This window comes from Mycobacterium gordonae, from assembly GCF_002101675.1.
Taxonomy (GTDB): Bacteria; Actinomycetota; Actinomycetes; order Mycobacteriales; family Mycobacteriaceae; genus Mycobacterium; species Mycobacterium gordonae.
Genome location: NZ_LQOY01000022.1, coordinates 44,782 through 69,699, shown reverse-complemented (window position 1 = coordinate 69,699; position 24,918 = coordinate 44,782). Strand labels below are relative to the sequence as shown.

The window sequence follows — 24,918 nt, the reverse complement described above, 5'->3', positions numbered from 1 at the left end:
GTGAACGTGAAAAGCGTTGTCCCACAACGCAACCCCCCCAGCCGAAATTATCAGACCGGGGGGGTGTCGAGTCGCGCGACGGACGTCGCGACTTTTTCACACACGGGGCGAAAAGTTTGCTGGCCCGCCCCGCGGAATCCGTTGTGCAGCAACGCATTTGATTGTCCAGAGTTGTTGTGCCGCGATACGTTTCGAGGCGATGCGTAATGGCACTACACACAGATATCGTCGCCCGCCTCGATGAACGGTCATCGCGCACCGAGGCCGACAAGCTGGTGCAGCAGTTCGCCTCCGCCGGCACCCGCGCAGGCGCGGCGTTCGCGGCCCAGGTCCAAAGCAGCGCCGAGGCGTTCAACCGCGTCGGCGGCCAGCTCGCGACCCAGTTCACCGCCCATGGTCGCCTCGCCGGCCGGAACTTCGGCACCGGATTCGGCGCCGAGATGGTCCGATCCCTGCCCGGAATCAGCGGATTCGCCTCTACTATGTCCGGTTACGAGGGCGCGGCGGCGAAATCCGGTGCCTTGGCGGGCCGCGCGCTGGGCATGGCGTTCACCACGGCCGCGGGCGGGCTGATCGGGGCGGCGGGATACACGCTGTTCAAGGGCTTCCAGCGTTACGAGGCCATCGACGCGGCGAAAAACCGGCTGCAGAACCTCAACCGGACGCTGCAGGCCACCGGCAAGGCGGGCATCGACGTCCAGCGGGTGATGGACACCGTCAATAAGGTGGTGCTTGACACCCCATTTGCTCTCGATAAGGCATTCTCCGTCGCCACAAGGGCTTTGGCGTCGAATACGGGCGACCTCAAGCGGTTCATGACCGACGTGGCCGACGCGGCGGGCTTCGCGGGCGCCGGAATCGACGAAATCGGCGACGCATTCCTGCAGGTGGCCAACCAGGGCAAACTGTCCATGGAGGAAGTCACCAATCAGCTCCGCAACATCCCCGTCGTGCCATGGCTGCAAGAGACGATGCATCTCAGCGGGGCCGAGCTGGCGAAAATGCTCCGCGAGAACAAGGTTGGGCTCGAGGACCTGCTGAAAGCGATCGAGCAGCATGCCGGCGGGTTCGCCAAAGCCTCCGGCGACACGATCCAGGGCGCAATCCAGAACGTGCAGACGTCGATCGCCCGCGGTGGCGCTAATTTCCTCGGCGCGCTGTTCGGCAAGCCCACCGACCAGGGCAACACCCTCGTCGAAGTGCTCAAAACGCTTCGGCAGCGGCTCGACGAGATGAGCGCGTGGGTGACGGCCCACCAGCGCGAGATTCACGATTTCTTCAAGAATTCGGCCGAGGTTGCGGGCGAGGTCGTCAAGGTGCTGGGCGCCATCGCCCGCGCGCTGGCCGAGCATAAAGAGCTGATCTACGTCGTGGCCGGCTCGTACGCGGCCTGGAAGACAATCGAGGGCGTCTCGGCGCTCATTACCAGCCTGCAGACGATCAACACGCTACTGGGTGTCTCACTGCCCGCCAGCGCCACTGCCGGCGCGACGGCCATCAGTGCCGCGCTGTCCGCGATCGCGCTACCGGCCGAGCTGATCGCCCTGTTGCCGCTACTGAAGGGCAGCGAAGCACCCGGCAGTATCGGCCCCGGCGCTGGCGACCGTCAGGCCAAGCTCGACGCCGGCAAGAAGTACTTCGATCAGCACCACCAGATGCCGCAGGGCTACCAGCAGTGGCTCGAAGGCCGGGGGCCGATCCCGAAGGAATTGGAGCCGCTGTACCGCGCGCCGTCGTCGGTGCCGTTCTTCGACTCGCAGGGGCGGCCACTCAAGGCCGATGGCACGCCGTTCGGTCCGACGGCACCGGGCCCGTATGACCCGCGCATACCCAAGTCTGTAGCGGGCGACGGCGGCCCCGGGCCTGCCGGCGGGCCGATCCTGCCGCCGTCCGGCGCGGCCGGCGACGGCAAGCCGCATCTGCCGAAAGCGCCCGTGGTGCCGTACGACACCACCTTGCCGCCGGGCTTCGAGAACCTGCCGATGTCGTCGTCGCTGTACGGCGCCGAGTCGTCCTTCCTCGACGCCCGGCACAAGCTGGCCGAGAAGCGCGCCCGGTTGGCGCAGCTCGAGCACGACGCGAACGCCACGGAGCAGGACGTCCTCGACGCCCGCAACGACGTCGTGGAGGCGCTGCGCGACCAGCAGCAGTCCGAGCTACGGCTGTACGAGGCTCGGGCCGAGATTTTCGGAAAGCAGGGCAAGCAATTCAAGTCGTGGCTGTCCGAGCTGGGTGACATCGGCGCCGCGCTCGATCAGGACTTCGGTATCAGCAAGGGTCTGGCGGGCATCGCGGAAAACATCACGAAGTTCATCGCCAACCTCGCCGCAGCCCCACTACTAGGAAGGCTGGCCGCGTCCCAGCTCGTTTCCGGCTACAAGCCCGGTGAGGCTGGATCCGGGCTCATGGGCGCAATGGCCGCCTCGGGCGCTTTCGGCTCGCAGTATCAGCTCACTCCGTTCGCCTCACTAGGCCAGGGCGGTCAGGGGGCGCCGGGCGCGGCGTTGTACTACCCCGCCAGCCGAGGCGGCGGGGCATACCCGGGCGATGCCGCGCTGCTGGCCAGCGTCCCAGCGGGGCGGTACGACGCCAGCGGCGACCTGTCCAGGGGCCTCGGTGACTGCTCAAGCGCCGTAGAGGATCTCGTCAACATCCTGGATGGCCGTCCGACTGCAGGGCGCTCGATGGCAACAGGGAACGCGGCCCAGTGGTTGACTCAGCATGGGTTCATCCCCGGGATGGGCGGCCCCGGAGACTTCCGCGTCGGGTTCAACGGCGGGCATATGCAGGCCACGCTGCCCGGCGGGACACCGTTCAACTGGGGTAGCGATGCTGCGGCCGCCAACCGCGGCATCGGCGGTACCGGGGCTGATGACCCCGCGCTCACGTCGCACTACTTCCGGCCCGGCGGCGCGTCCCCTTCGGGAGGGCCCGGTTTGTCGATACCCGGTTTGTCGATGCCCGGACCTTCATCAGGTCCGGCCAGTACAGGGCCGGCTGCGCGGGGACCGGCGGGCGGCGGCGGCCGCGGCGGCGCGGTAGGCCCCGGCACGGCAACACAGTGGCGGACCAACGCCGACGGGTCGAAGACGGGGCTGGACGCCTCCGGCAATGCAACTGGGGACTACATACCGCCGGGCGCGCCTTCCGTTAGTCCCAGCGGCTTCGGCCCGGGAGGCGGTGTGCCACGGGCCCCCAGCGGCCCCCAGCCCGGCGCACCCGGCCCCGGATTGCCTCAGCTGCCCTACACGGCCAACCCCACCCGCATCGGCGGCGTCGCAGCACCGCAGGGCAAGGGCTCAGGCGGCGCAGGCATTGGCGGGATGGCAATGGCCGCGATTCAGGCCGGGATCGGCGCGGCGGGCATGGCCGGTGCACCCTTCGGTGGCCAGGCGGGCGCGGCGGCCGCCCAGGCGATGATTCAGCTCGTCAACCGCGGTATTCAGTTCGGCAGTCAGGCCGCGGGCATCGGCGTGCAGGGCCTCGCGGAGACGCTCCTACCTGCGGGCTCGGACCTCGCGACGAACAACTGGGTAACTAAGATCGCGGGCGGCCTTGCGGGCGCGTCCTTGGCATTGCCCAACGTCGCCGGCAAGGGGGGCGAGGACGGCGGCGGCGGTCCCACCCCAGAACAGGTCGTCGGCCAGGGGCAGGGCATCGACGGGCGTCCGGCCGGGCTGCCCGACCCCGTGCACCAGGGCGGTAACACCGACAACAGCAAGAACGTCAATATCACCAACAACAACACGTTCAACGCGGCCAATTGGAGCGAAAACTCCATGGCGAACACCGTTGCCGCGGCACAGCTGGCGTCGTACACGCGCTGACGTTAGGAAACTGGACTGCCAAACCGTGGCTGAGGCCCCGCCGGGGGTCGTGTGTCGGCCAGCGGTGGTTGTATCAACTCCATGACGCCCCTCGAACCCGACAAGCGGCACGGCAGCATCAGGTGGCCGAACCATGAATATATCGACGGCACCGCCCTCTATCACGCGGCCCTGAAGCAGGCTGAGGCCACTTTGGCTGACGACGAAGAGATCCTGAGGCTCGACATCGGAGACGAGTTGGATCGGGAACGCAGCACCGAGCGCATGCTGATGTACAACTACACCTACATGGTGTCGAGGATTTGACCGCCGGGCGCGACGCTCGGTGGTTACTCATTTTCATCGCCAGTCACCCCAAGCCGGTTAATCGCCTCCGCATGCTTGGGGTTGGCCACCTGGACGTAGATCGCAGTGGTGTTGAGCTGGGCGTGCCGCATCAACGTCTGCGTGGTGCGCAGATCGGTGCCGCTGTTGACCAATTTCGTCCCGTACCAGTGACGTAGACGGTGGGCCGTGCCGCCCGGGATGCCGGCCCGGTCCATGGCGTCCCCAATGAGGTCAGCAACGCTTCGGGACAGGATCGGCTGCCCGGCCCGCCGCGAATTCCCTGGAAACCACCAGCCACGCCGAGGCATGCCGCGCGCAGCCTCCACGAGCAGAGGATGTAAGGGGAGCTCTGCGGTCACGTTGCCCTTACCCGTGACTCGCAACGCACGGGCCATCGGGTCGACATCCTCCCCCCGAATCTTCGCGATCTCGTGCACCCGCAGGCCGGCGAACGCCGCGAGCAAGATCATCACCCGGGTCCGGCGGTGCATGCGCAGATCCAGCAGATTGCGCAGCTGCTCATCGGTGATGGGCCGGGGAACGCCCTTCGGCGCCTTCGGCCGTGGCAAATTCGCCGCGGCGTTGACGCCACCATTTTCACCCCACCACCGGTAGAACGCGTGAATGTAGCCGTAGTAGGCGGCGCGGCTGTTCTGCTTGAGGCGTTTGCGACCGAGGAACCGTGCGATATCCAGCGGCCTCACACATTCGACGCGCGCGCCGGCGAACTTCTCCAAGCGCCGCAACACACCGATCGTCTCAGAAATGGTCCGATTGGAACGCCCGGCCCCGCGCATGTACAACTCCCACTGCTCCAATGCGGTCAACCCGCCATCGTCGTCGCCGGCTCCGGCGTTCGGCACCAATCTCAGTACGGCGCTCATATTGCGGTGATCCTCACGGCGTCGTTGAAGCTGGGGAATGCGTGGCCGCAGTGGGCGCACCGCGGCAGGCCGTTTTCGCTCTGTAGCGCGCGGGCCTGTTCTCGTCGAACCCATGCGGCCTTGTGGTGACTGCACATGTTGACCTGCTCGCAGCCGTGCAAGTCGATGCGCCAGCGCGCCAGGCGCTGACACTGGCCGCTGGTGTGGGTCGGCATCTCGCAACCAAGCTGCTTGCTGAAGGAGGCAACTATCTCGGCGAAGGCCGTCGCGGCGCTCACCGGTCGCGCCAAGAGGTTGCGGGGTTATCGGGCCGGGTCGACATCCGAATCCTTTCCCGGAAGTCCCCTTCAATCCAAGATATTTGCGCCTACACGGCTACGCTTACACCTGCATCCCTGCTGGTCACGTACAGCGCTAACCGTTCCCTAGTGCGCGACTACCTGGACTAGCCTCAACCTCCGCCCAACAACCGCACCGTCACACCCCGCGAGTAGGGCGAGTCGCGCAATTCGATGGCGGCGGGCAGCGTTCCGCTCGGCACGTCGAATGCACACTTGACGAGTACCTTGGCGCCCGGATCGATCCGGACGAGGTCGCCGGGCGACTCGATGTTCGCGACGTTCGTGTATCTCTTTCCCGCGGGATCCCTGAGCGTCTGGTCCTGGCAGAAAACAGATCGCGGCCGGTCCCCCTTGTTCTGGACCATCAGGTTGACGACGTGGAAGACGCCCTGAACCGTTCGGTGGCCGGTCGCCGGGACCCCGAGGTTGATCGACGTCACGGTGAACGCCAACTCGCCCACCCGGACTTCGTCGTTGATCGACGGAGCGGAAGCGTGCCTGGCGCCAAGGCAACCGGAGGCCGCCAGAGCAACCAGAATCCACGCCAAAGCGGTGTTGCGGCGCACCCCTGCACAGCTACCAGCAGATGCCCTGCGGGTAAAGCTGTCAGCCGGTCGTACCGTGACGGCCATGCCAGCGAGCCGCCAGAACATCGCGTCAGACTCCCCCTACGAATCGATCGTCGGCTATTCCCGAGCCGTACGCGTCGGCCCGCTGGTCGCGGTGGCCGGCACCACCGGCCGCGGTGACGACCTCGCCACTCAGACCCGAGATGCGTTGAGCCGCATCGAGACCGCCCTGAAGCAGGCCGGCGCCACACTCGCCGACGTCGTTCGGACCCGCATCTTCGTCACCGACATCTCCCATTGGCGTGAAGTCGGTGACGCGCATGCCGAGGTTTTCGGGGCGATCCGCCCCGCCGCGACTATGGTCGAGGTGTCGGCGCTGATAGCCCCCGAGCTGTTGGTCGAGATCGAGGCGGATGCCTACGTCGGTTCCTGACCCGCGCTGACGGCGGGGAAGCTGCCGTCAGCGGCCGGCGGGTACGGCGCCGACCGGATGACCGCGCCCACCGGCAGCCGACCGTACAGATGCGGAAAAAGCATGGACTGCGGGTCAGTCGGAACTCCCGGCTCCCACCGCAGAGGCGCGTCGATGGCCGACTCGTCGATGTACAACAGGATCATGTCGCGGCGGCCGCGGTAGAGCCGATTGGCCGGCAGATGCACCTGCTCGATGGTCGACAAGTGGACGAACGGCTCTGCGTCCGGTCCGGCGGGCTCGGGAGCGATCCAGCCACGGTCCCGGGCCGCCCTCCATTCCTGCTCAGAGCACAAACGCACCAGTACAAGACCAATTTCCGACACGGTGATTATGGACCCCCATTTGTGGGCAAATATTCGTGAGAAACGACACACCTCATAACGGTCGGGGAACAAGGCGAAAACTCCGAACGTCTGACAGAGTGAAATTACCGCCAGAACGGAGGAGCCATGAACGCAACTCTGACCAGTCCCGAGCTCACTCGAGCGGACCGCTGCGATCGCTGCGGTGCCGCCGCCCGGGTCCGCGCCAAGCTGCCTTCGGGCGCTGAGCTCCTCTTCTGCCAGCACCACGCCAACAAGCACGAAGCCAAGCTCGCCGAGCTGGCGGCAGTGCTGGAGGTCAGCGGCCAGTAATTGCCGCAGAACTCGCCGACCCAATGTCGCGCGTGCGAGGTCTGATGGGCAATGCTGGACGGGTATGAGCGACCAGGTCCGAAAACCGTTCCGCCACCACGTCTGGCAAATCAGCCGTAGGACACTGTCCAAGGCGTGGGACGATTCGATTTTTTCCGAATCCGCGGAAGCCGGTTTTTGGACCTGTCTCTCGACGCCTCCGTTGCTATTGGGCATCTTGGGGTCGTTAGCCTGGGTGGCGCCGCTGTTCGGCGAGGACACGCTGTCCTCCATTATCAAGAGCACGCTGTCCACTGCACGAAACTTCTTCTCTCCCAACGTGGTGAACGAGATCATCGAGCCCTCGATTCGCGACATCACCACCACTGCCGGCGGTGAGGTGGCGTCGCTCGGCTTTCTGATCTCTCTGTGGGCGGGCTCGTCGGCCATCTCGTCGTTCGTCGACGCGGTGGTCGAGGCCCACGATCAGACGCCCCTGCGCCATCCGGTGCGGCAGCGCTTCTTCGCCCTGTTTCTGTACATCATGATGCTGGCGTTTGTGGTGATCACCGCGCCGGTCGCGGTCGTGGGCCCGCGCAAGGTGAGCGAGCACATCCCGGTGGGTCTGCAGAATCTGCTGCACTACGGCTATTACCCGGCGTTGATCCTGGGTTTGATGGCGGGAGTGACCGTGCTGTATCGGGTCGCGCTGCCGGTACCGCTGCCGACCCACCGATTGATACCGGGCACCGTGCTGGCCTCGGTGGTGTTCCTGGTCGCCACTCTCGGTTTGCGCTTCTACCTCCGGTGGATCGGCAGCACCGGCTACACCTACGGTGCGCTCGCCACACCGATCGCCTTTCTGTTGTTCGCGTTCTTCGGCGGCTTCTCGATAATGATCGGCGCCGAGCTCAATGCCGCGATCCAGGAGGAGTGGCCGGCACCGGCCACACACGCTCACCGGCTGCGCAACTGGGTGGTCCGTCGCACCGCCGCCCTATCGGGCTCGGACGACCCGGCGCCACCGCAGCCGGACACCGCCGCACTGGATACGCCCGACCCGGTGGAACCGAAGGCGTGAGTCAGCCCTTCTTCAGTCGTTCGTAGATCTGCTTGCAGTCCGGACACACCGGCGAGCCCGGCTTGGCGGCGCGGGTCACGGGAAATACCTCACCGCACAAGGCGACAACGTGATTGCCCATGACCGCGCTCTCGGCGATCTTGTCCTTCTTGACGTAGTGGAAGAACTTCGGCGTGTCGCTACCGGTCCCGTCGTCGGTGCGTTCGCGGGTATCGGTGCGCTCGATCGTCTGGGTGTCCATCCCTCATATTCTGCCTCCTGACCTGCCGACAGACACCGGGGAAACCGGAATCGGCTGGATGTGCAACAGTGGAGGTATGAAGCGGGGCCCGCAGTTCGACGGCTTCGACCACGAGGGCCGGCCGGTACTGATCACTGCCGCCGCACCTTCCTACGAGGTGCAGCACCGCGCTCGCGTGCGTAAGTACTTGACCATCATGGCTTTTCGAATTCCGGCTCTGCTGCTGGCCGCACTCGCCTACGGCGCTTGGCACAACGGCCTGGTGTCGCTGCTGATCGTGGCGGCCTCCATACCGCTGCCGTGGATCGCCGTGCTGATCGCCAACGACCGACCGCCGCGCAGCGCCGACGAGCCACGACGCTTCGACCATGCCCGGCAACGCACCCCGTTATTCCCGACGGCCGAACGTCCGGCGCTGGAGCCGCGACCGCACTTCGCGCCGCGGCCTGATCCGCAGACAATCGACGCGGACGGTTCCGACTAACCGTCCAATCGCGCCACTTCTCAGGACATTCTCAGGTCACCGCCGTATTTGTGCACGTCACGGGGTGTGAGATGACGAGCGGGTGGGAACTCATCCGGCGGGCTTCTCGTTAACCACATGACAAGACAAGCCAATCGGGAGGGCGCAATGGCCGAACTCACTACACGGGCCACCACAAGCCGGTTCGACGGCGATCTGGATGCTCAAAGCCCAGCTGCAGACTTGGTGCGCGTGTATCTGAACGGCATCGGGAAGACGGCGTTGCTCAACGCCGCCGACGAGGTCGAGTTGGCCAAGCGCATCGAGGCCGGGCTGTACGCCGAGCACCTGCTGGAAACCCGGAAGCGCCTCGGCGAGAACCGGAAACGTGATCTCGCCGCAGTGGTTCGCGATGGTCAGGCCGCGCGTCGTCACCTCCTCGAAGCGAACCTGCGACTGGTGGTGTCGCTGGCCAAGCGCTACACCGGACGCGGGATGCCGCTGCTGGACCTGATCCAGGAGGGCAACCTGGGTCTCATCCGGGCGATGGAAAAGTTCGACTACGCAAAGGGATTCAAGTTCTCCACGTACGCCACGTGGTGGATCCGGCAAGCGATCACCCGCGGCATGGCCGACCAGAGCCGCACCATCCGGCTGCCCGTCCATCTGGTGGAGCAGGTCAACAAGCTGGCACGGATCAAGCGCGAGATGCACCAGAACCTGGGCCGCGAAGCCACCGACGAGGAACTGGCGGCCGAGTCCGGCATCCCGATCGAGAAAATCAACGATCTGCTGGAGCACAGTCGCGACCCGGTGAGCCTGGACATGCCGGTCGGCTCCGAAGAAGAAGCACCCTTGGGCGACTTCATCGAAGACGCCGAAGCCATGTCGGCCGAGAACGCGGTGATCGCCGAACTTCTGCACACCGACATCCGCAGCGTCCTGGCCACGCTCGACGAACGCGAACACCAGGTGATCCGGCTGCGTTTCGGTCTGGACGACGGCCAGCCGCGCACCCTGGATCAGATCGGCAAGCTGTTCGGCCTGTCCCGTGAGCGGGTTCGCCAGATCGAGCGCGACGTGATGTGCAAGTTGCGCCACGGCGAGCGGGCCGACCGACTGCGGTCTTACGCCAGCTGAGGTGTAGCCCAAGCCAATTTGGCAAGCTTGGTAGGAGACGGTGTGCCCGCCGCGCAAGCGCGGCGGGCATACTGCTGCGGTGGGGCGTTTTGGACGAACCACTCGCGCGGCTGGCGAAGTAGACTCGGCGGCAACGGAGGATGCTGAATGAACGACCTGGTTGATACCACCGAGATGTACCTGCGGACGATCTACGACCTCGAAGAAGAGGGCGTGACGCCGCTGCGTGCGCGCATTGCCGAACGGCTCGAGCAGAGTGGACCCACTGTCAGCCAGACCGTGTCCCGGATGGAACGCGACGGCCTGCTCCGTGTTGCGGGAGACCGGCATCTTGAACTCACCGACAAGGGGCGGGCGCTGGCCATCTCCGTCATGCGCAAGCACCGGCTCGCGGAGCGTCTTCTCGTCGACGTCATCGGGTTGCCGTGGGAGGAAGTGCACGCCGAGGCATGTCGGTGGGAGCACGTGATGAGCGAGGATGTCGAGCGCCGCCTGGTCAAGGTGCTCAACAATCCGACGACGTCGCCGTTCGGAAACCCGATCCCCGGTCTGCTGGACCTCGGCGTCGGCCCCGACTCCGGCGCCGACGAAGCCAACTTGGTCCGGTTGACCGAGTTGCCCCCCGGATCGCCGGTCGCCGTTGTGGTCCGCCAGCTCACCGAACATGTGCAAGGTGACATCGACCTGATCGCCCGGCTCAAGGACGCCGGCGTAGTGCCCAATGCGCGCGTCACCGTCGAGAACAGCCAGAGCGGCGGGGTCACCATCCTCATCCCCGGTCACGAGAACGTCACCCTGCCACACGAGATGGCGCACGCCGTCAAGGTCGAGAAGGTCTGAGCCACCGATCCGCTCAGCCCGCTCGTTGACCGAAGGACTGGCGCGGCGGCAACCGCACCCCGAGTTGCTCGGCCAGTCGGTAACCCGTGCCGCCCAGTCTTCGAATGTCGTTGGGCCGTAAACCTGATTGCAGTGCCTGGTCCAGCATGCCGGCCATCCGGTGCGACGGGTCGCAGCGCAGCGCCGCGTCCAGCGACAGCCCCGCCAGCGGCCCGTCGCCGCGCGCGTAGGCGCTGAAGGCCAGTAACACCAGCGCCTCCACCCGCCACGGCTGCGGCAGCAGCCGCGACAGCAACGCCCACAACGACTCGGCCGCGTCGGCGTCCTCACCCACGGCGAGCGCGTACAGCGTGTCGCGTACCTGGACGTCGGTCAGCGCGCAGCCCACTTCGGCCACATCAGCGTCCGACAGTGAATCCCCGTCGTTGACCCGCGCAGCGGCCGCGATCGCGTTCTCCACATCGCGGCGCGAACAGGTGGTGGGATCGTTGCGGTGGACGATCTCGCGCGCGCGTGCCGCCTGCTCGACCGCGCCGGCCACCGCGGCGCTGCGCCGGGGATCCAGTGCGATCACCGCCTGCAGGTCCGCGCGCCGCGGGTAGAGGGGGCGGCCCTCGACGACCGCGGCCGCCGCGAGCGGCGACGCCGACGGGTCGTCGATCTCGCCGCCCGCACCGCAGCCGTCGACGCAATGCCAACGCCCGCCCGCGACGATCCGGTCCACCACATGCGCCGCATAGCGCTCGACGCCGTACTCCGCCAGGGCGTCGGTGAGCGCGTCGCACAGCTGCCGGTGCTCTTCGTCGCACCCCGGACAGTGCGCACCCTCGGCATCGACGATCACCATGATCGCCGCCTGCGGATCGGCCGCGGCTGCGACCTTGGCCAACTCGTCCACCCGGTCGGCGAGGTCGTCGGACAGGTCGGCCCGCAGCACCGCCCCGAGGGCGCCGTCCTCAAGAGTCACCAGCACCAGCGATTTCTCCGGCACAAAGCCGAGAATGGCCGGCAACGCGGCGATCAACGTGGCGGGGCGGTTCAGTGCATAGCCAGCTTCATACGTCGTCATGGCGTCCACGGTGACGACCCGCACCGTCACTTCGTGCTCGCGCAACGTGATTCAGCCGCCCGCTTGTGGAGAAAGTCGCGACTGTGGGCTTTATCGTCTACACATGACTTCGATGCGCGAGTACGACCTGGTCGTTATCGGATCCGGGCCCGGCGGCCAGAAGGCCGCGATCGCGGCGGCCAAGCTGGGCAAGTCGGTCGCCATCGTCGAGCGTGGCCGGATGGTCGGCGGCGTCTGCGTCAACACGGGCACGATCCCGTCGAAAACCCTGCGCGAAGCGGTCGTCTACCTGACCGGGATGAGCCAGCGCGAACTCTACGGCGCCAGCTACCGGGTCAAAGACAAAATTACTCCCGCCGACCTGCTGGCCCGGACCCAGCACGTGATCAGCAAGCAGGTCGACGTGGTGCGCTCCCAGCTGATGAGAAACCGGATCGACCTGGTGCTCGGGCACGGCCGTTTCATCGACCCGCACACCGTGCTGGTGGAGGAAGACGCCCAGGGTGAGCGGGTGACCGTCAGCGGCGACTACATCGTCATCGCCACCGGTACCAAGCCGGCGCGGCCGTCCGGGGTCGAGTTCGACGAGAACCGGGTGCTGGACTCCGACGGGATTCTCGACCTGCGCTCGTTGCCGGCGTCGATGGTCGTCGTCGGAGCGGGCGTGATCGGCATCGAGTACGCGTCGATGTTCGCGGCGTTGGGCACCAAGGTCACCGTCGTGGAGAAGCGGGACACCATGCTCGACTTCTGTGACCCGGAGATTGTCGAGGCGCTGAAATTCCACCTGCGCGACCTCGCGGTGACCTTCCGGTTCGGCGAGGAAGTCACGGCCGTCGACGTCGGCTCGTCGGGAACCGTCACGACCCTGGGCAGCGGCAAGCAGATCCCCGCGGAGACGGTGATGTATTCAGCGGGCCGCGAAGGCCAGACCGAGCACCTGGGGCTCGAGAACGCCGGTCTCGAAGCAGACCATCGCGGAAGGATTTTCGTCGACGACCAATTCCGGACCAAGGTGGAACACATTTACGCCGTCGGCGACGTCATCGGGTTCCCGGCGCTGGCCGCGACCTCGATGGACCAGGGCCGGCTGGCCGCCTACTACGCCTTCGGGGAGCCGACCGAGGGCATCACCGAACTGCAGCCCATCGGGATCTATTCGATCCCCGAGGTGTCCTATGTGGGCAAGACCGAGGTGGAGCTGACCAAGGACTCGGTCCCGTACGAGGTCGGCGTGTGCCGCTATCGCGAACTGGCCCGCGGCCAGATCGCCGGTGACTCCTACGGCATGCTCAAGCTGCTGGTCTCCACCACTGACCGCACCCTCCTGGGCGCCCACATCTTCGGCACCAGCGCCACCGAGATGGTGCACATCGGGCAGGCCGTCATGGGGTGCGGAGGCACCGTCGACTATCTGGTCGATGCGGTATTCAACTACCCGACGTTCTCCGAGGCCTACAAGGTCGCGGCGCTGGACGTGACCAACAAGATGCGGGCGCTGCACCAGTTCCGGCGCTAGGCGATCGCAAGCGCGGCGAAGCCGGGCGCCGCGGGTCGCCGCCAATGTCGACAGCGGCGATCGCAAGCGCGGCTGGGCGCAGCGGGTCGCCGCCAATTCGCACAGCGGCGATCGCAAGCGCGGCGAAGCCGGGCGCAGCGGGTCGCCGCCAATTCGCACTGATCTCAACAGGTGTCGTCGTAGTCGGCCGGCGGGCTGTCGCCGGGACCGCCGGCTTGCGCGCGGGCCAACAGCTGCGCGGTGCGCTCATCGAAAGGCGCTGAGTACGAGATGTTTTCGGTGCAACCGCCGCCTTCGAACCCACCGACCACCCCTACGACCGTCGCCCCGCTCACCCATGGTGCACCACTGGTTCCGTCGACGAGGCCCTTGCACGGCAATGACGGGAACCCTTCATCGGTGAGGCTGGTGGTGCCCTGACAGGCGACGGGCCGGCCGCCGACCCCGGCGGGGTAACCGGTGACACTGACCCGGCTGCCTGCCGTCGGCGCGGTCCCCAGCGACAAGGCAGCGCCGGCCCGACCTTCAACCGATCCGGTGCCGCTGACCTTGGCTATCGCATAATCCGCGCGCGGATCGCGGCTGGTGATCCAGCGGGAGTCGAAGTAGACCTCATCGACGGTGAAGGTGTCGTTGGTCGTCGCCTCCCCTGCGAATCCGGGGACAAAGGTGGCGTCGATCTCCCCGAGCAGACAGTGCGCAGCCGTCAGCACGAGGTCACCGGCCCTCGAGTGGACCACCGACCCGGTGCAGACGTGCAGATTTCCGCCCTCGCGGGAAGTACCGCGGAATATCGCGCCGACCCGGGAATCCAGCCCCGCGTTCTCCGGCTCGCTGAGCCGCTGCACCGAGCTGCCGGGCCCGGGCGCGGACGAGCTGGCCACGGACGCATGATGGACCGCCCCGGCGCATGACGTAACTAACACCGCCACGCTCACGGGCAGGCACAGAATTCCCGTCACGGCGCGCATCGAGACCCATCATGCCCGACCGGATGCTGCGACAAGCGAATAGAAAGTCTGCCCGGTGGGTTGATACGAAGTGCGGCAAAAGGGCTCGAGTCGTCGATAATGGAGAGCCCGATCGATTGAGCGACACTCGACAGGGCACCCTAGAGAGGCGTTACGAGAATCGGAGAGGAGGCAGCACCAATGTCCGATCACTACGACCCCGAAGAGGCACAGGAATACCAGCCAGGACAACCAGGCATGTACGAGCTGGAGTTTCCGGCGCCTGTGTTGTCCACGTCCGACGGCCGCGGTCCGGTGTTGGTACACGCCTTGGAAGGCTTCTCCGATGCCGGTCACGCGATTCGCCTGGCATCGCGTCACCTCAGGGCGGCGCTGGACACCGAACTGGTCGCGTCGTTCGCCATCGACGAACTGCTGGACTACCGCTCACGCCGGCCGCTGATGACGTTCAAGACCGATCACTTCACCCAGTACGACGACCCGGAGCTGAGCCTCTACGCGCTGCGCGACACCGTCGGCACGCCGTTTCTGCTGTTGGCCGGCATGGAGCCAGACCTCAAGTGGGAGCGCTTCATCACCGCGGTGCGACTGCTCGCCGAATCACTGGGAGTGCGACAGACCATCGGACTGGGCACGGTACCGATGGCCGTTCCGCACACCCGGCCCGTCACGATGACCGCACACTCCAACAACGCAGCCCTGATCGCGGAGTTTCAACCGTGGATCTCCGAAATCCAGGTTCCCGGTAGCGCTTCCAACCTGCTCGAGTACCGCATGGCACAGCACGGCCACGAGGTGGTCGGGTTCACGGTGCACGTCCCGCATTACCTGACCCAGACCGACTATCCGGCCGCCGCCCAGGCGCTGCTCGAGCAGGTCGCCAAGACCGGATCGCTGGAGTTGCCGCTCACAGCGCTCACCGAAGCGGCCACCGAGATTCGGGCCAAGATCGACGAACAGGTTCAGGGCAGTGCGGAAGTCGCTCAAGTGGTGGCCGCACTCGAGCGCCAGTACGATGCGTTCATTGACGCTCAGGAGAACAGATCCTTACTGACGAACGACGAGGATCTGCCGAGCGGCGATGAGCTTGGCGCCGAGTTCGAGCGGTTTCTGGCTCAGCAGGCTGAGAAGAAGTTCGACGACGACGACAACCCGAAGTAACCGCTTCCGACACGCCTACCCGGCCCGACAACGAGGTTGCCGACATGACCGAGCGGACGCGCAATCTCCGCCCGGTGCGGGAAGTGACATCCCCGTCGCTGCAGTACCGCACCATTCACGGCTACAAGCGGGCGTTCCGGATCGCGGGATCCGGTCCGGCGATCCTGCTGATCCATGGCATCGGCGACAACTCGACCACCTGGACCGGCGTGCACGCCAAGCTGGCACAGCGATTCACCGTCATCGCCCCGGACCTGCTGGGCCACGGTAAGTCCGACAAGCCGCGCGCCGACTACTCCACCGCCGCCTACGCGAACGGAATGCGCGACCTGCTCAGCGTGCTGGACATCGAGCGGGTGACCATCATCGGTCATTCGCTCGGCGGCGGTGTCGCGATGCAATTCGCTTACCAATTCCCGCATCTGGTCGACCGGCTGATCCTGGTCGGCGCGGGCGGCGTCACCAAGGACGTCAACGTCGCGTTGCGGTTCGCGTCGTTGCCGATGGGCGCCGAGGCACTGGCTCTGCTCCGACTGCCGATGGTGCTGCCGGCGGTGCAATTGCTGGGCCAGTTGGCCGGACTCGCACTCGGGTCCACCGCCATTGGCCGGGATCTGCCCAATATGCTGCGCATCCTGAACGACCTGCCGGAGCCCACAGCGTCCTCGGCGTTCACCCGCACACTGCGTGCGGTGGTGGACTGGCGTGGCCAGATCGTCACGATGCTCGACCGATGTTATTTGACCGAAGCCATTCCGGTGCAGATCATCTGGGGCCAGAAAGACTCGGTGATTCCTGTCCGGCACGCGCACATGGCGCATGCCGCGATGCCTGGATCCAGACTCGAAATCTTCGAAGACTCCGCCCATTTCCCCTTCCACGACGACCCCGCCAGGTTCCTCGACATCGTCCAGCGGTTCATCGACACCACCAAGCCACCCGAGTACGACCAGGCCGCCCTTCGGGAACTGCTGCGCAGCGGCGGCGGCGAGCGCACCGTATCCGGGCCCACCGACACCCGGGTCGCCGTTCTGAACGCCATGGGAGCCGACGAGCGCAGCGCCACCTGACCTGTCCGTCGTATGGTCGGGCCATGAACATCGACGTCACCGTGTTGCGGGTGTTCACCGACGCGGACGGAAACTTCGGCAATGCGCTGGGTGTGGTGGACGCCAGCGTGGTCGACCCCAGCGACCGGCAGCAAATCGCCCACGAATTGGGTTACAGCGAAACCATTTTCGTCGATCTGCCCGGTGCGGGCGCAACGACCGCGCACGCGGCCATCTACACCCCACGCACCCAGTTGCCATTCGCCGGGCACCCGAGCGTCGGAGCGTCGTGGTGGTTGCGACGGCGCGGAACTCCGATCAACACGCTGCAGGTGCCCGCGGGTCTCGTCCGGGTGAGTTATTCCGAGGACCTCACCGCGATCAGCGCGCCCGCGGAGTGGGCGCCGGAGTTCGCAATTCACGACCTGGACTCACCGGAGGCGGTGTTGCGGGCCGATCCCACCGATTTTCCCGACGACGTCGCGCACTATTTGTGGGCGTGGTCGGATAAGGCCACCGGGTCGATCCGCAGCCGGATGTTCGCGCCGAATCTGGGTGTGGCCGAAGACCAGGCTACCGGCTCGGCGGCGGTGCGCATCACCGAATACCTGAGCCGGGACCTCCTGATCACTCAGGGACACGGATCGCTGATCCAAACCACATGGAGCGCGGACGGTTGGGTACGGGTCGCCGGCCGGGTATCCGAAGACGGTGTGCGACAGCTGGACTGACGTTCAGTGTGCGCGGTGCAACACCGCGGCCACGTGATGCTGCTCGGGCTGCCCGACGGCACCCATGCGCAGCGAGTAGGAGAGCTCATCACCGTCGATCCGGAAGGAACGGCTCAGTGACGTCACTTCTTTGGCGGTCGGGGTCAGCCCGATTTCGCTGGTCGCCAACTCCAGCTCGACGACGCCATCGGCCACCGCGTACGTGCCGAGTTCGATCTCTGCGATTCCGCTCGGATGGGCAAGGACGAATTCGACCTTCCCCTGCTGGGGCACGCGCAGGTAACCCAATTCGGCGTGCAGCGGTCTGCCGTCGGAGGCCGCCTTGGTCTTTTTCGCGTAGACCAGAAACGGCTTACCCACGTGGGTGAGAGCAATTTCCTCGAAGTACTCGAACGGCTGGATGGTGGGGTACTCCCCCGCTCCCTTTCCGGTCCAGGTGCCCAGCAGCGGCGCCAACTCTTCCAGATCGGGGTGTAGGTCTGTCGGCATGTAGCGAGCCTAGGGCCCCGCTCAGCCCGGCGTCGACACGTTGCGATGGGCGCGCAGGGCTTCGATCTCCCGCTCGAAGTCGTCGGCTGACGAAAACGACCGGTACACCGAAGCGAAGCGCAGGTACGCCACCTCGTCGAGGTCCCGCAACGGACCCAGGATGGCCAGCCCGACCTCGTTGCTCGGCACCTCCGGCCCTGCGGCGCGCACCGAGTCTTCCACCTGCTGGGCCAGCAGGTTCAGCGCATCGTCGTCGACCTGGCGGCCCTGGCAGGCCCGGCGCACGCCACTGATCACCTTTTCCCGGCTGAAGGGTTCGGTGACGCCACTGCGCTTGACCACGGCCAGCACGGCCGTTTCCACGGTGGTGAATCTGCGTCCGCACTCGGGACACGACCGGCGGCGGCGGATGGCCTGGCCTTCGTCGGTTTCCCGCGAGTCGATCACCCGGGAATCGGGATGACGGCAGAACGGGCAGTGCATAGCCGCTCCTTTGCCGTACCTGACGTCCAGGTTCCGCAGAACCCCCACGAGAGTACCTGTGCAACTCCCGGTGTGGCGAGCGCTGGCACGATCGGTTCACCAGCCGATCACCACGGCCGAGAGCGTTGACGCAGAGCGGTATTCGGCCCGCACGGCGCGGTTCACCCGATCGGAGCGATAAGGGTTTGGCCGGCGGACACCGAGTTGGAGTCCAACGCGTTGAGGTTGCGGATGCGTTCGACGACGTCGTGAACCGGCGCACCGGGCGCGACCCGGGTAGCCAGCTGCTGCAACGACTCGCCCGGTTCCACTCGCACCACGGCGAGTGCCGCGGGCACCTTCGCCGATGCGTCAGCGGGTTCGTCGTTCAGCACGCTGCCGAAATTGGCCATCAGCCCGAGCCACAGCGTGATGACGCCGGCCAGCAGGGCCAGTCCCACCGTGGTCAGCGCGGAGACCGGACGCCGGCGGTGCGACGCCGTCGACATTGCGACGCCGGTGCCGTGGTAGCGCAACGGCGCGCCGGCCGGGCGCGTCGGACCAGGCCTGCTCGACCGGAGCTGCCCCGCGCGGTGAGCGGGCGACTCGTCGATAGGCCTGTTGGCAGGCCTGTTCACCAGCCTCTGCGCGTTCCAGGTGCGCTGCGGGCCCGCGTAGCTGATTGTCATGTCGGTTGCCTCCGGTCGACGAAATATCGCTCGTGTGTTCGACCCTAGTCGCTCACTTGTTCGATATCGAACATCTGAGCGACGCGTGTCGTACGAGCAAAACGGTAGACCTCACCACCGACAAGGTTTTGTCGGTGCAACCAGCTGGATGAATTTCGGATACCCGATCGACCCGGAAGTTACACACTTGTGATTTCGCAGTTCCGGGCCGATAGGTGGCGCACGAGGGCGGGCACGACACGCGTGTCGAACACATGTTTGATTCTTCGGTCGGGTGCGGTTACATTCAGTGGCATGAGCGACAGCAACGATCCTCCAGCGGACAACCGATTGCACGCCGTCGACCCCACGCTGACCGAAAGGCAGCGCACCATCCTGGAAGTCATCCGCGCGTCGGTGACCACCCGCGGCTATCCGCCGAGCATCCGAGAGATCGGTGACGCCGTCGGCCTGACGTCGACATCCTCGGTGGCACACCAGCTGCGGACCTTGGAACGCAAGGGCTATCTGCGCCGAGACGCCAACCGACCGCGGGCCGTCGACGTGCGGGCGGCCGACGATGTGGTGACACCGCCCGCCACCGATGTGGCCGGCTCGGACGCGTTGCCAGAACCCACCTTCGTGCCGGTGCTGGGCCGCATCGCCGCCGGTGGTCCGATCCTCGCCGAGGAGGCCGTCGAGGACGTTTTCCCGCTACCGCGTGAGCTGGTCGGCGAGGGGACGCTGTTCCTTCTCAAGGTCGTCGGCGACTCGATGGTGGAAGCCGCCATCTGCGACGGCGACTGGGTAGTGATACGTCAGCAGAACGTCGCGGACAACGGCGATATCGTCGCGGCCATGATCGACGGTGAGGCCACGGTCAAGACTTTCAAGCGGGCAGGCGGTCAAGTGTGGCTGATGCCGCACAACCCGGCATTCGATCCGATACCCGGAAACGACGCCACCGTGCTCGGGAAGGTCGTCACCGTCATCCGCAAGGTCTAGCGCCGCCGACCCTCAGTCGGCCCTGACGAAACCGTTGGCCTGCGCGACGGCCTCGTTGGCGAACCAGATCTCGGCCAGCGTGTCGTGATACAGCGCGCTGTCGGGCGTGTAGTACAGGCCGAACCGGGCACTGGCCTTGATCGGGTAGCCGTCCGGAGCCCGGTACGGGTCATCGTCTAGCGGCAGGTGGATGGTGGGGCGCACTGCCGCGCCGCCCGCCATAGAAGCTGCGGCCTGCGGCGCCGCCGCATACGCCGCCTCCGCCGCGGCCGGAGCGTAGCCCGGGTCGTCCGCGGCGGCGTGCCGCCCCTTCCTGGGCTCGGGCGTCTCGCCCGCATCCGGGGCCGGCGCGTGGGGCACCTCCTCTTCTTCCGCGGGGCCTCCGCGTGGGTAGAAGATGTCCGGGAACTCGTGTTCGGCGTGAGCTTCGGGAACCTCGACGTCCGGCTCCACAGGCCGCTGAGTGTGCGGCACCGAGGCCTCCGCGGCGAAGGATTCCGGCGGGATCGTTTCCGCAACCTCGGGCTCACCCTCGACGAGCTGGCCGAACGCGCCGCGCGTCACGATGGGCGTGGGCGTGGTGTCCACCGCGTCGGGGTCTTCGTCGTCGTTGAAGTCGTGGAAGTCGTCGACCTCCTCGTACTCGTCGAACTCGGCGTCTTCGTCGGCGCGCGGCGCGTAGTCGTCGGCATATGCGGCCTCGTCGTGCTCATCGTGATCGACCGCAGCCCCGCCGGCTCTGGACCAACTCACCCGCCCTGTGGAGCCGTACTCCGGCACCTCATGATCTTCGGGGTGGTGCTCGACGGGCGGGAACCGCTCGGAGCCGTAGTCGGCGTCATCGTGCGACCAGCGATCCTCGGGGCCGGGCCCGAAGTCCTCGGCCACGTCGTGGGGGCGGCGGTTGTAGGCCGCCAGCTCGCGGCCGGCGCGACGGCGCCGCAGCCCGAACACCACCAATACGGACATCAAGACGAGCAGCAGCACCGGCACCGCGGCCGCCAACCACCACCAGTGGAAGGTGAACTTCTTGCCCGGGGGCGGCGAGGCGGACGTGCTGGGCTGGTTCTGCCCCGACACCTGCAGGCCGGACAACAGCGGCGCGAGGTTGGCGGGATCAGTGGTGAAGGCGTTCTTCGCGCGATTCCACGAGACCTTGCCGCCGGTGAATTTCTGCGATACCACGTCGCCGTCCACCGTCTGGTCGCCAACGGGCGCGCCGAGCTTGCCCGTGGCCCCCTTGAGTTTGTCCCAGGCAGCCTTCATCGCCCCGCGCACGACGAACGCGCCGTGGTCGGGAGTCCAGAAGATCACCGGTTTGTCGGCAGCCGAGAAGGTCGCGATCCGGCTGGCCGGAGTGATGCCCCCGTCGGCCTCGTTGGCGATCGGGAAGCCCAGGTCGCTGCTGACCGGTCCGCCCAGTGACTCGTATTTCTGCAGAATCGGGCCCTCGACGGCGTTGGCGCCGGTCGCCGGGCTGAAAAAGATCTTGCCGCCGTTGAACTCCTGAACGATGCCGTCGCCACCGATCGGATTCGGGCCGCCCTTCTTGGCACCCAATGGACCATTCGCACCCCCGGCGGCACGCCAGGCCATATTGATGGCGGCCGTGGGATCGATCGCTATCTGCAAGCCCTTGAGCTGGTCGGCCAGCGCCGGTGGGTTGGTGGTGAACTCCTTGGTCTTGCGGTTCCAGGACACCTCCCCGCCGGTGAATTTCTGAGTCGCGACCTCTCCGTCGTAGGTTTCGTCCCCGGTCGGAGCTCCCAGCACCCCGCCCGAGCTGCCGAGCTTGTCCCATGCCGCGTTGAGCGCCCCACGGACCACGAACGCGCCGTGATCAGGCGTCCAGAAAATCACCGGGTTGTCGCTGGCCGCGAAAGTACTGACCCGGCTGTCGGGTCCGGCCAGTCCAGGGACCTCATTGATGGTCGGAAACCCGAGGTCACTGTTGGCCGGGCCGCCCAGTGACTCGTATTTGTCCAGAATCGGGCCGAACATGTACCTGGCTCCGGTGGTGGGGGTGAAGTACATCCTCCCGCCGTCGAAGTCCAGGGCGAACCCGTCACCGACGGGATAGACGTCGCCTTTCCTGGCGCCGAGCGTGGACGAGGTGCCGCCCGCCTTGTCCCACGCGGCCATCATGGCCGCCTCGGCGTCACCGATGGGCGACGCCGACGCGGGAGGCGCCAGCAACGCCAGGGCCAACCCGGTGGTCAACGCCGCGGCCGTCAGGCCAGCCAGCGCACGTCCAACCAACTTGCTCAATTGACCCCTCTGCCCGTTCACCAAGCCTCCCAGCCGATGCCCTGCCCACCTGGCAAGCAGGCGGATCCACCGCCGTGGGCCGTTTCCCGGCCACGATGCGCATCGCTGCCGGGCTCGCATAACTTTGCTCTAGCGAACGAGATATGCGAAGTCAAATCGTACATAGTGCGGAAACGGATACCGAGCCGATGTCGAATTGATGCCGCGCCGCGCTCGTGTCGCGAGAAACCGCGCTGCGCCGTAGGCGTCGGTTGGGTTACCGTGCCGGAGACAACATCCCGCCTGGCATGCCGGCCGACCCCGCGAGAGGAAAACCAGCACGCATGGGTGTTTCCGGACTTGGCTGGGCCATCACCATCATCCTGATCGCCTGCCTGATGCTGTTCGACTATGCCTTCCAGGTACGTAAGACGCACGTGCCGACGCTACGCGAGGCCGCAATCTGGTCGACAACCTACATCGGTATTGCGGTACTTTTCGGTGTCGGCGTCGCCGTGGTGTTCAGCCCGCACATGGCAGTCGAATACTTCGCGGGTTACTTGAGCAACGAAGCCCTGTCGGTGGACAACCTTTTCGTATTCCTGGTCATCATCAGCAGTTTCGGAGTGCCACGGGTGGCCCAGCAGAAGGTGCTGCTGTTCGGCATTGCCTTCGCGTTGATCGCACGTACCGTCTTCATCATCCTGGGCGGTGCACTGATCAACAATTTCAACTCGGTCTTCTACCTGTTCGGGGTGGGGCTGCTGGTCATGGCCGGCAAACTCGCCAAACCAGCTGAGACAGAAGACCATAACGCCGACAACATGGTGATCCGGCTGGCTAACCGCTTCCTGCATACGTCAACGGAATACAACGGCGACGCGTTGTTCGTCGTCGAGGACGGCAGACGGGTCATGACCCCCCTGCTGCTGGTCATGATCGCCGTCGGCGGCACCGACCTGTTGTTCGCCTTCGATTCGGTGCCGGCTATGTTCGGTCTGACCCAGAACATCTACCTGGTTTTCGCGGCAACCGCGTTCTCCCTGTTGGGTCTTCGCCAGCTGTACTTCCTGATCGACAATTTGCTGGACCGGCTGGTCTACCTGACCTACGGCCTGGCCGTGATCTTGGGCTTCATCGGCGTGAAGCTGATTCTGGAAGCGTTGCACGGCAACAACCTTCCGTTCATCAACCACGGCAGGCCGGTCCCGGTCGTGGAGCTGAGCATCACGGTGTCGCTATTGGTGATCGTCGCCGTACTGCTCATAACGACGCTCGTGTCGTTGTTTTCGCCGCGGGGACGCAGACAGAACGCCGTCACCCGGGCCCGCCGCCACGCGCTCGAGTATCTGACCTCCGCGCAGGACCCGGTACAACAGGCCAAGGCGTATGCCGAGCTACTGCAGGCGGAACGCGAGATTAGCGCGCTGTCAACGAAATCCAGCAAGAAGAATACGCAGGACGAAGAACTCGCGACGCTGCTACAACGCGCACACGAGGCACACCGCCAGGCGGACTAGCCGCTACACACCCAGTCCGCGGCCGATGATCTCTTTCATGATCTCGGTCGTGCCGCCGTAGATGGTCTGCACCCGGGCGTCGAGATAGGCACGGGCAACGTTGTATTCGCGCATGTAGCCATATCCGCCATGCAACTGCAGGCAGCGGTCGATCAGGTGAACCTGCTTTTCGGTGGCATACCACTTCGCCATCGCGGCCTGCTCGGCCGTCAGCTTCCCCTCGAGGTGCAGGGCAAGGAACTGATCGACCATGATGCGCACCACGGTAGCCTCGGTGGCCAGTTCGGCCAGCAGGAACCGGCTGTTCTGGAAGCTGCCGATCGGTTTGCCGAAAGCCTTGCGCTCCTTGGTGTATTGCAGTGTCTCTTCCAGCACGGCTTCCATCGCGGTAGCCGCCATGACGGCGATATTGATCCGCTCCTGGGGCAGGTTCTGCATGAGGTAGATGAAACCCATTCCCTCTTGGCCCAACAGGTTTTCGACCGGCACCTTTACGTCGGTGAACGACAGTTCGGCGGTGTCCTGCGCGTCCAGGCCGATCTTGTCCAGGTGCCGACCCCGCTCGAAGCCCTCCATGCCGCGCTCGACGACCAGCAGGCTAAAGCCCTGCGCGCCCTTCTCCGGATCGGTCTGGGCGACCACGATCACCAGGTCGGAGTTGATTCCGTTGGTAATGAACGTCTTTGACCCATTGAGCACGTAGTGATCGCCCTCTTTGACGGCGCGGGTCTTGATGCCCTGCAGGTCACTACCGGTCCCCGGCTCGGTCATCGCGATCGCCGTGATCAGCTCACCGGTGCAGAACTTGGGCAGCCAGCGCTGCTTCTGCTCCTCGGTGGCCAGGTGCAGCAGGTAGGGCGCGACGATGTCGTTGTGCAGCCCGAACCCGATGCCGCTGTAGCGCCCGCGGGTGGTCTCCTCGGTGACGATCGTGTTGTACCGGAAGTCCGGATTGCCCCCGCCGCCGTACTCCTCCGGCACCGCCATGCCCAGGAAGCCTTGTTTGCCGGCTTCCAGCCACACCCCGCGGTCGACGATGTGGGCCTTCTCCCATTCGTCGTGGTACGGCGCGACGTGGCGGTCCAGGAAGGCGCGATAGGACTCCCGGAAGAGCTCGTGCTCGGGTTCGAAAAGTGTCCGCTGGTATTTGACGGCGCTGCCCATGGGTGCGACCTCCGGCTGTCATAGGTGGAAGACTCTTGCGCCCAACATATACCAACCGGGC

General features: G+C 65.9%; 26 protein-coding genes. 14 read left to right on the top strand and 12 right to left on the bottom strand.

All coding sequences use genetic code 11. From position 1 onward, the window contains the following. The first annotated feature begins 206 nt into the window (after positions 1-206). Positions 207-3,827: a tape measure protein gene (locus AWC08_RS04170; RefSeq protein ID WP_069433091.1), complete on the top strand. Its 3,621-nt coding sequence runs from the start codon at positions 207-209 to the stop codon at positions 3,825-3,827. Between the two features lie 81 nt (positions 3,828-3,908). After that, positions 3,909-4,133: a hypothetical protein gene (locus AWC08_RS04165; protein WP_085087393.1), complete on the top strand. Its 225-nt coding sequence runs from the start codon at positions 3,909-3,911 to the stop codon at positions 4,131-4,133. A gap of 23 nt (positions 4,134-4,156) precedes the next feature. Here AWC08_RS04165 and AWC08_RS04160 read toward each other — a convergent pair whose 3' ends face one another. The 3 genes from AWC08_RS04160 to AWC08_RS04150 form a co-directional block, all read right to left on the bottom strand. Further along, positions 4,157-5,038, bottom strand: a complete 882-nt coding sequence (locus tag AWC08_RS04160; RefSeq protein WP_232007780.1) for a tyrosine-type recombinase/integrase — start codon at positions 5,036-5,038, stop codon at positions 4,157-4,159. Further along, the gene (locus AWC08_RS04155) at positions 5,035-5,316 is read right to left on the bottom strand and encodes a hypothetical protein (RefSeq protein WP_142283399.1); all 282 of its coding nucleotides are present in this window, start codon (positions 5,314-5,316) and stop codon (positions 5,035-5,037) included. The genes AWC08_RS04160 and AWC08_RS04155 overlap by 4 nt, the downstream gene beginning before the upstream one ends. Before the next feature lie 173 nt (positions 5,317-5,489). Next, positions 5,490-5,945: a DUF4352 domain-containing protein gene (locus AWC08_RS04150; RefSeq protein ID WP_069433094.1), complete on the bottom strand. Its 456-nt coding sequence runs from the start codon at positions 5,943-5,945 to the stop codon at positions 5,490-5,492. Between the two features lie 64 nt (positions 5,946-6,009). On the opposite strand from AWC08_RS04150, the gene AWC08_RS04145 reads away from it, so the two are divergent. Beyond that, the gene (locus AWC08_RS04145; RefSeq protein ID WP_069433095.1) at positions 6,010-6,381 is read left to right on the top strand and encodes a RidA family protein; all 372 of its coding nucleotides are present in this window, start codon (positions 6,010-6,012) and stop codon (positions 6,379-6,381) included. Here AWC08_RS04145 and AWC08_RS04140 read toward each other — a convergent pair. Beyond that, positions 6,366-6,755, bottom strand: a complete 390-nt coding sequence (locus AWC08_RS04140) for a DUF952 domain-containing protein (protein WP_065134426.1) — start codon at positions 6,753-6,755, stop codon at positions 6,366-6,368. The genes AWC08_RS04145 and AWC08_RS04140 overlap by 16 nt on opposite strands. Before the next feature lie 117 nt (positions 6,756-6,872). Here AWC08_RS04140 and AWC08_RS04135 point away from each other — a divergent pair, with 117 nt between their 5' ends. Both AWC08_RS04135 and AWC08_RS04130 read left to right on the top strand, forming a co-directional pair. Beyond that, a complete protein-coding gene (locus tag AWC08_RS04135; protein ID WP_055578419.1) occupies positions 6,873-7,058 on the top strand; it encodes a DUF7455 domain-containing protein in 186 nt (61 codons plus the stop codon). Positions 7,059-7,122: 64 nt separating this feature from the next. After that, positions 7,123-8,118, top strand: coding sequence for a YihY/virulence factor BrkB family protein (locus AWC08_RS04130; protein WP_069433096.1), 996 nt, complete (start codon positions 7,123-7,125; stop codon positions 8,116-8,118). Between the two features lies 1 nt (position 8,119). On the opposite strand, the gene AWC08_RS04125 is transcribed toward AWC08_RS04130, so the two are convergent. Continuing rightward, positions 8,120-8,359: a DUF3039 domain-containing protein gene (locus AWC08_RS04125; protein ID WP_065134407.1), complete on the bottom strand. Its 240-nt coding sequence runs from the start codon at positions 8,357-8,359 to the stop codon at positions 8,120-8,122. Between the two features lie 58 nt (positions 8,360-8,417). Here AWC08_RS04125 and AWC08_RS04120 point away from each other — a divergent pair, with 58 nt between their 5' ends. The 3 genes from AWC08_RS04120 (at position 8,418) to AWC08_RS04110 (ending at position 10,802) form a co-directional block, all read left to right on the top strand. Next, a complete protein-coding gene (locus AWC08_RS04120; protein WP_082986398.1) occupies positions 8,418-8,843 on the top strand; it encodes a DUF3099 domain-containing protein in 426 nt (141 codons plus the stop codon). Positions 8,844-8,990: 147 nt separating this feature from the next. Next, positions 8,991-9,962, top strand: a complete 972-nt coding sequence (gene sigB, locus AWC08_RS04115; RefSeq protein ID WP_065134405.1) for a sigma-70 family RNA polymerase sigma factor SigB — start codon at positions 8,991-8,993, stop codon at positions 9,960-9,962. A gap of 147 nt (positions 9,963-10,109) precedes the next feature. Further along, positions 10,110-10,802 carry an iron-dependent transcriptional repressor DtxR gene (locus tag AWC08_RS04110; RefSeq protein WP_065134404.1) on the top strand — a complete coding sequence of 231 codons (693 nt, stop codon included), beginning with the start codon at positions 10,110-10,112 and terminating at the stop codon, positions 10,800-10,802. Positions 10,803-10,815: 13 nt separating this feature from the next. On the opposite strand, the gene AWC08_RS04105 is transcribed toward AWC08_RS04110, so the two are convergent. Continuing rightward, positions 10,816-11,871, bottom strand: a complete 1,056-nt coding sequence (locus AWC08_RS04105; protein WP_065134424.1) for a DUF4192 domain-containing protein — start codon at positions 11,869-11,871, stop codon at positions 10,816-10,818. Between the two features lie 112 nt (positions 11,872-11,983). On the opposite strand from AWC08_RS04105, the gene sthA reads away from it, so the two are divergent. Continuing rightward, the gene (gene sthA, locus AWC08_RS04100; protein WP_142283404.1) at positions 11,984-13,390 is read left to right on the top strand and encodes a Si-specific NAD(P)(+) transhydrogenase; all 1,407 of its coding nucleotides are present in this window, start codon (positions 11,984-11,986) and stop codon (positions 13,388-13,390) included. A gap of 164 nt (positions 13,391-13,554) precedes the next feature. Here the strand turns inward: sthA and AWC08_RS04095 are convergent, their stop codons facing one another. Then, the gene (locus AWC08_RS04095; RefSeq protein ID WP_069433097.1) at positions 13,555-14,361 is read right to left on the bottom strand and encodes a trypsin-like serine peptidase; all 807 of its coding nucleotides are present in this window, start codon (positions 14,359-14,361) and stop codon (positions 13,555-13,557) included. Positions 14,362-14,541: 180 nt separating this feature from the next. On the opposite strand from AWC08_RS04095, the gene AWC08_RS04090 reads away from it, so the two are divergent. The 3 genes from AWC08_RS04090 to AWC08_RS04080 are packed head-to-tail and all read left to right on the top strand — an operon-like array spanning position 14,542 to position 17,302. Then, a complete protein-coding gene (locus AWC08_RS04090; RefSeq protein WP_065134401.1) occupies positions 14,542-15,522 on the top strand; it encodes a proteasome assembly chaperone family protein in 981 nt (326 codons plus the stop codon). Between the two features lie 44 nt (positions 15,523-15,566). After that, on the top strand, positions 15,567-16,592 hold the full coding sequence (locus tag AWC08_RS04085) for an alpha/beta fold hydrolase (RefSeq protein WP_065134400.1): 1,026 nt from the start codon (positions 15,567-15,569) through the stop codon (positions 16,590-16,592). Positions 16,593-16,615: 23 nt separating this feature from the next. Beyond that, positions 16,616-17,302, top strand: a complete 687-nt coding sequence (locus tag AWC08_RS04080) for a PhzF family phenazine biosynthesis protein (RefSeq protein WP_065134399.1) — start codon at positions 16,616-16,618, stop codon at positions 17,300-17,302. A gap of 3 nt (positions 17,303-17,305) precedes the next feature. Here the strand turns inward: AWC08_RS04080 and AWC08_RS04075 are convergent, their stop codons facing one another. From AWC08_RS04075 to AWC08_RS04065, 3 genes are all read right to left on the bottom strand, one after another. Next, entirely contained in the window at positions 17,306-17,791 is a 486-nt protein-coding gene (locus AWC08_RS04075) for a peroxynitrite isomerase (protein ID WP_069433098.1), read from the bottom strand. A gap of 21 nt (positions 17,792-17,812) precedes the next feature. Next, a complete protein-coding gene (gene nrdR, locus AWC08_RS04070) occupies positions 17,813-18,274 on the bottom strand; it encodes a transcriptional regulator NrdR (protein ID WP_065048736.1) in 462 nt (153 codons plus the stop codon). A 161-nt stretch (positions 18,275-18,435) separates the two neighbouring features. Continuing rightward, positions 18,436-18,942, bottom strand: a complete 507-nt coding sequence (locus AWC08_RS04065) for a LysM peptidoglycan-binding domain-containing protein (RefSeq protein WP_069433099.1) — start codon at positions 18,940-18,942, stop codon at positions 18,436-18,438. A gap of 294 nt (positions 18,943-19,236) precedes the next feature. Here AWC08_RS04065 and lexA point away from each other — a divergent pair, with 294 nt between their 5' ends. After that, positions 19,237-19,926: a transcriptional repressor LexA gene (lexA, locus tag AWC08_RS04060; RefSeq protein WP_065132693.1), complete on the top strand. Its 690-nt coding sequence runs from the start codon at positions 19,237-19,239 to the stop codon at positions 19,924-19,926. Between the two features lie 12 nt (positions 19,927-19,938). Here the strand turns inward: lexA and AWC08_RS04055 are convergent, their stop codons facing one another. Then, a complete protein-coding gene (locus AWC08_RS04055; RefSeq protein ID WP_172835081.1) occupies positions 19,939-22,215 on the bottom strand; it encodes an LGFP repeat-containing protein in 2,277 nt (758 codons plus the stop codon). A 302-nt stretch (positions 22,216-22,517) separates the two neighbouring features. Here AWC08_RS04055 and AWC08_RS04050 point away from each other — a divergent pair, with 302 nt between their 5' ends. After that, a complete protein-coding gene (locus AWC08_RS04050) occupies positions 22,518-23,693 on the top strand; it encodes a TerC/Alx family metal homeostasis membrane protein (protein ID WP_065132692.1) in 1,176 nt (391 codons plus the stop codon). A 3-nt stretch (positions 23,694-23,696) separates the two neighbouring features. On the opposite strand, the gene AWC08_RS04045 is transcribed toward AWC08_RS04050, so the two are convergent. Beyond that, the gene (locus tag AWC08_RS04045; protein ID WP_065132691.1) at positions 23,697-24,857 is read right to left on the bottom strand and encodes an acyl-CoA dehydrogenase family protein; all 1,161 of its coding nucleotides are present in this window, start codon (positions 24,855-24,857) and stop codon (positions 23,697-23,699) included. Positions 24,858-24,918: the final 61 nt, after the last annotated feature.

What these genes read in the sequence shown, in the direction of transcription:
- AWC08_RS04170 (WP_069433091.1), top strand. Translation starts at nt 207, where the DNA reads ATGGCACTACACACAGATATCGTCGCCCGCCTCGATGAACGGTCATCG.
- AWC08_RS04165 (WP_085087393.1), top strand. Translation starts at nt 3,909, where the DNA reads ATGACGCCCCTCGAACCCGACAAGCGGCACGGCAGCATCAGGTGGCCG.
- AWC08_RS04160 (WP_232007780.1), bottom strand. Translation starts at nt 5,038, where the DNA reads ATGAGCGCCGTACTGAGATTGGTGCCGAACGCCGGAGCCGGCGACGAC.
- AWC08_RS04145 (WP_069433095.1), top strand. Translation starts at nt 6,010, where the DNA reads ATGCCAGCGAGCCGCCAGAACATCGCGTCAGACTCCCCCTACGAATCG.
- AWC08_RS04135 (WP_055578419.1), top strand. Translation starts at nt 6,873, where the DNA reads ATGAACGCAACTCTGACCAGTCCCGAGCTCACTCGAGCGGACCGCTGC.
- AWC08_RS04130 (WP_069433096.1), top strand. Translation starts at nt 7,123, where the DNA reads ATGAGCGACCAGGTCCGAAAACCGTTCCGCCACCACGTCTGGCAAATC.
- AWC08_RS04125 (WP_065134407.1), bottom strand. Translation starts at nt 8,359, where the DNA reads ATGGACACCCAGACGATCGAGCGCACCGATACCCGCGAACGCACCGAC.
- AWC08_RS04120 (WP_082986398.1), top strand. Translation starts at nt 8,418, where the DNA reads ATGTGCAACAGTGGAGGTATGAAGCGGGGCCCGCAGTTCGACGGCTTC.
- sigB (WP_065134405.1), top strand. Translation starts at nt 8,991, where the DNA reads ATGGCCGAACTCACTACACGGGCCACCACAAGCCGGTTCGACGGCGAT.
- AWC08_RS04110 (WP_065134404.1), top strand. Translation starts at nt 10,110, where the DNA reads ATGAACGACCTGGTTGATACCACCGAGATGTACCTGCGGACGATCTAC.
- AWC08_RS04105 (WP_065134424.1), bottom strand. Translation starts at nt 11,871, where the DNA reads ATGACGACGTATGAAGCTGGCTATGCACTGAACCGCCCCGCCACGTTG.
- sthA (WP_142283404.1), top strand. Translation starts at nt 11,984, where the DNA reads ATGCGCGAGTACGACCTGGTCGTTATCGGATCCGGGCCCGGCGGCCAG.
- AWC08_RS04095 (WP_069433097.1), bottom strand. Translation starts at nt 14,361, where the DNA reads ATGCGCGCCGTGACGGGAATTCTGTGCCTGCCCGTGAGCGTGGCGGTG.
- AWC08_RS04090 (WP_065134401.1), top strand. Translation starts at nt 14,542, where the DNA reads ATGTCCGATCACTACGACCCCGAAGAGGCACAGGAATACCAGCCAGGA.
- AWC08_RS04085 (WP_065134400.1), top strand. Translation starts at nt 15,567, where the DNA reads ATGACCGAGCGGACGCGCAATCTCCGCCCGGTGCGGGAAGTGACATCC.
- AWC08_RS04080 (WP_065134399.1), top strand. Translation starts at nt 16,616, where the DNA reads ATGAACATCGACGTCACCGTGTTGCGGGTGTTCACCGACGCGGACGGA.
- AWC08_RS04075 (WP_069433098.1), bottom strand. Translation starts at nt 17,791, where the DNA reads ATGCCGACAGACCTACACCCCGATCTGGAAGAGTTGGCGCCGCTGCTG.
- nrdR (WP_065048736.1), bottom strand. Translation starts at nt 18,274, where the DNA reads ATGCACTGCCCGTTCTGCCGTCATCCCGATTCCCGGGTGATCGACTCG.
- AWC08_RS04065 (WP_069433099.1), bottom strand. Translation starts at nt 18,942, where the DNA reads ATGACAATCAGCTACGCGGGCCCGCAGCGCACCTGGAACGCGCAGAGG.
- lexA (WP_065132693.1), top strand. Translation starts at nt 19,237, where the DNA reads ATGAGCGACAGCAACGATCCTCCAGCGGACAACCGATTGCACGCCGTC.
- AWC08_RS04050 (WP_065132692.1), top strand. Translation starts at nt 22,518, where the DNA reads ATGGGTGTTTCCGGACTTGGCTGGGCCATCACCATCATCCTGATCGCC.
- AWC08_RS04045 (WP_065132691.1), bottom strand. Translation starts at nt 24,857, where the DNA reads ATGGGCAGCGCCGTCAAATACCAGCGGACACTTTTCGAACCCGAGCAC.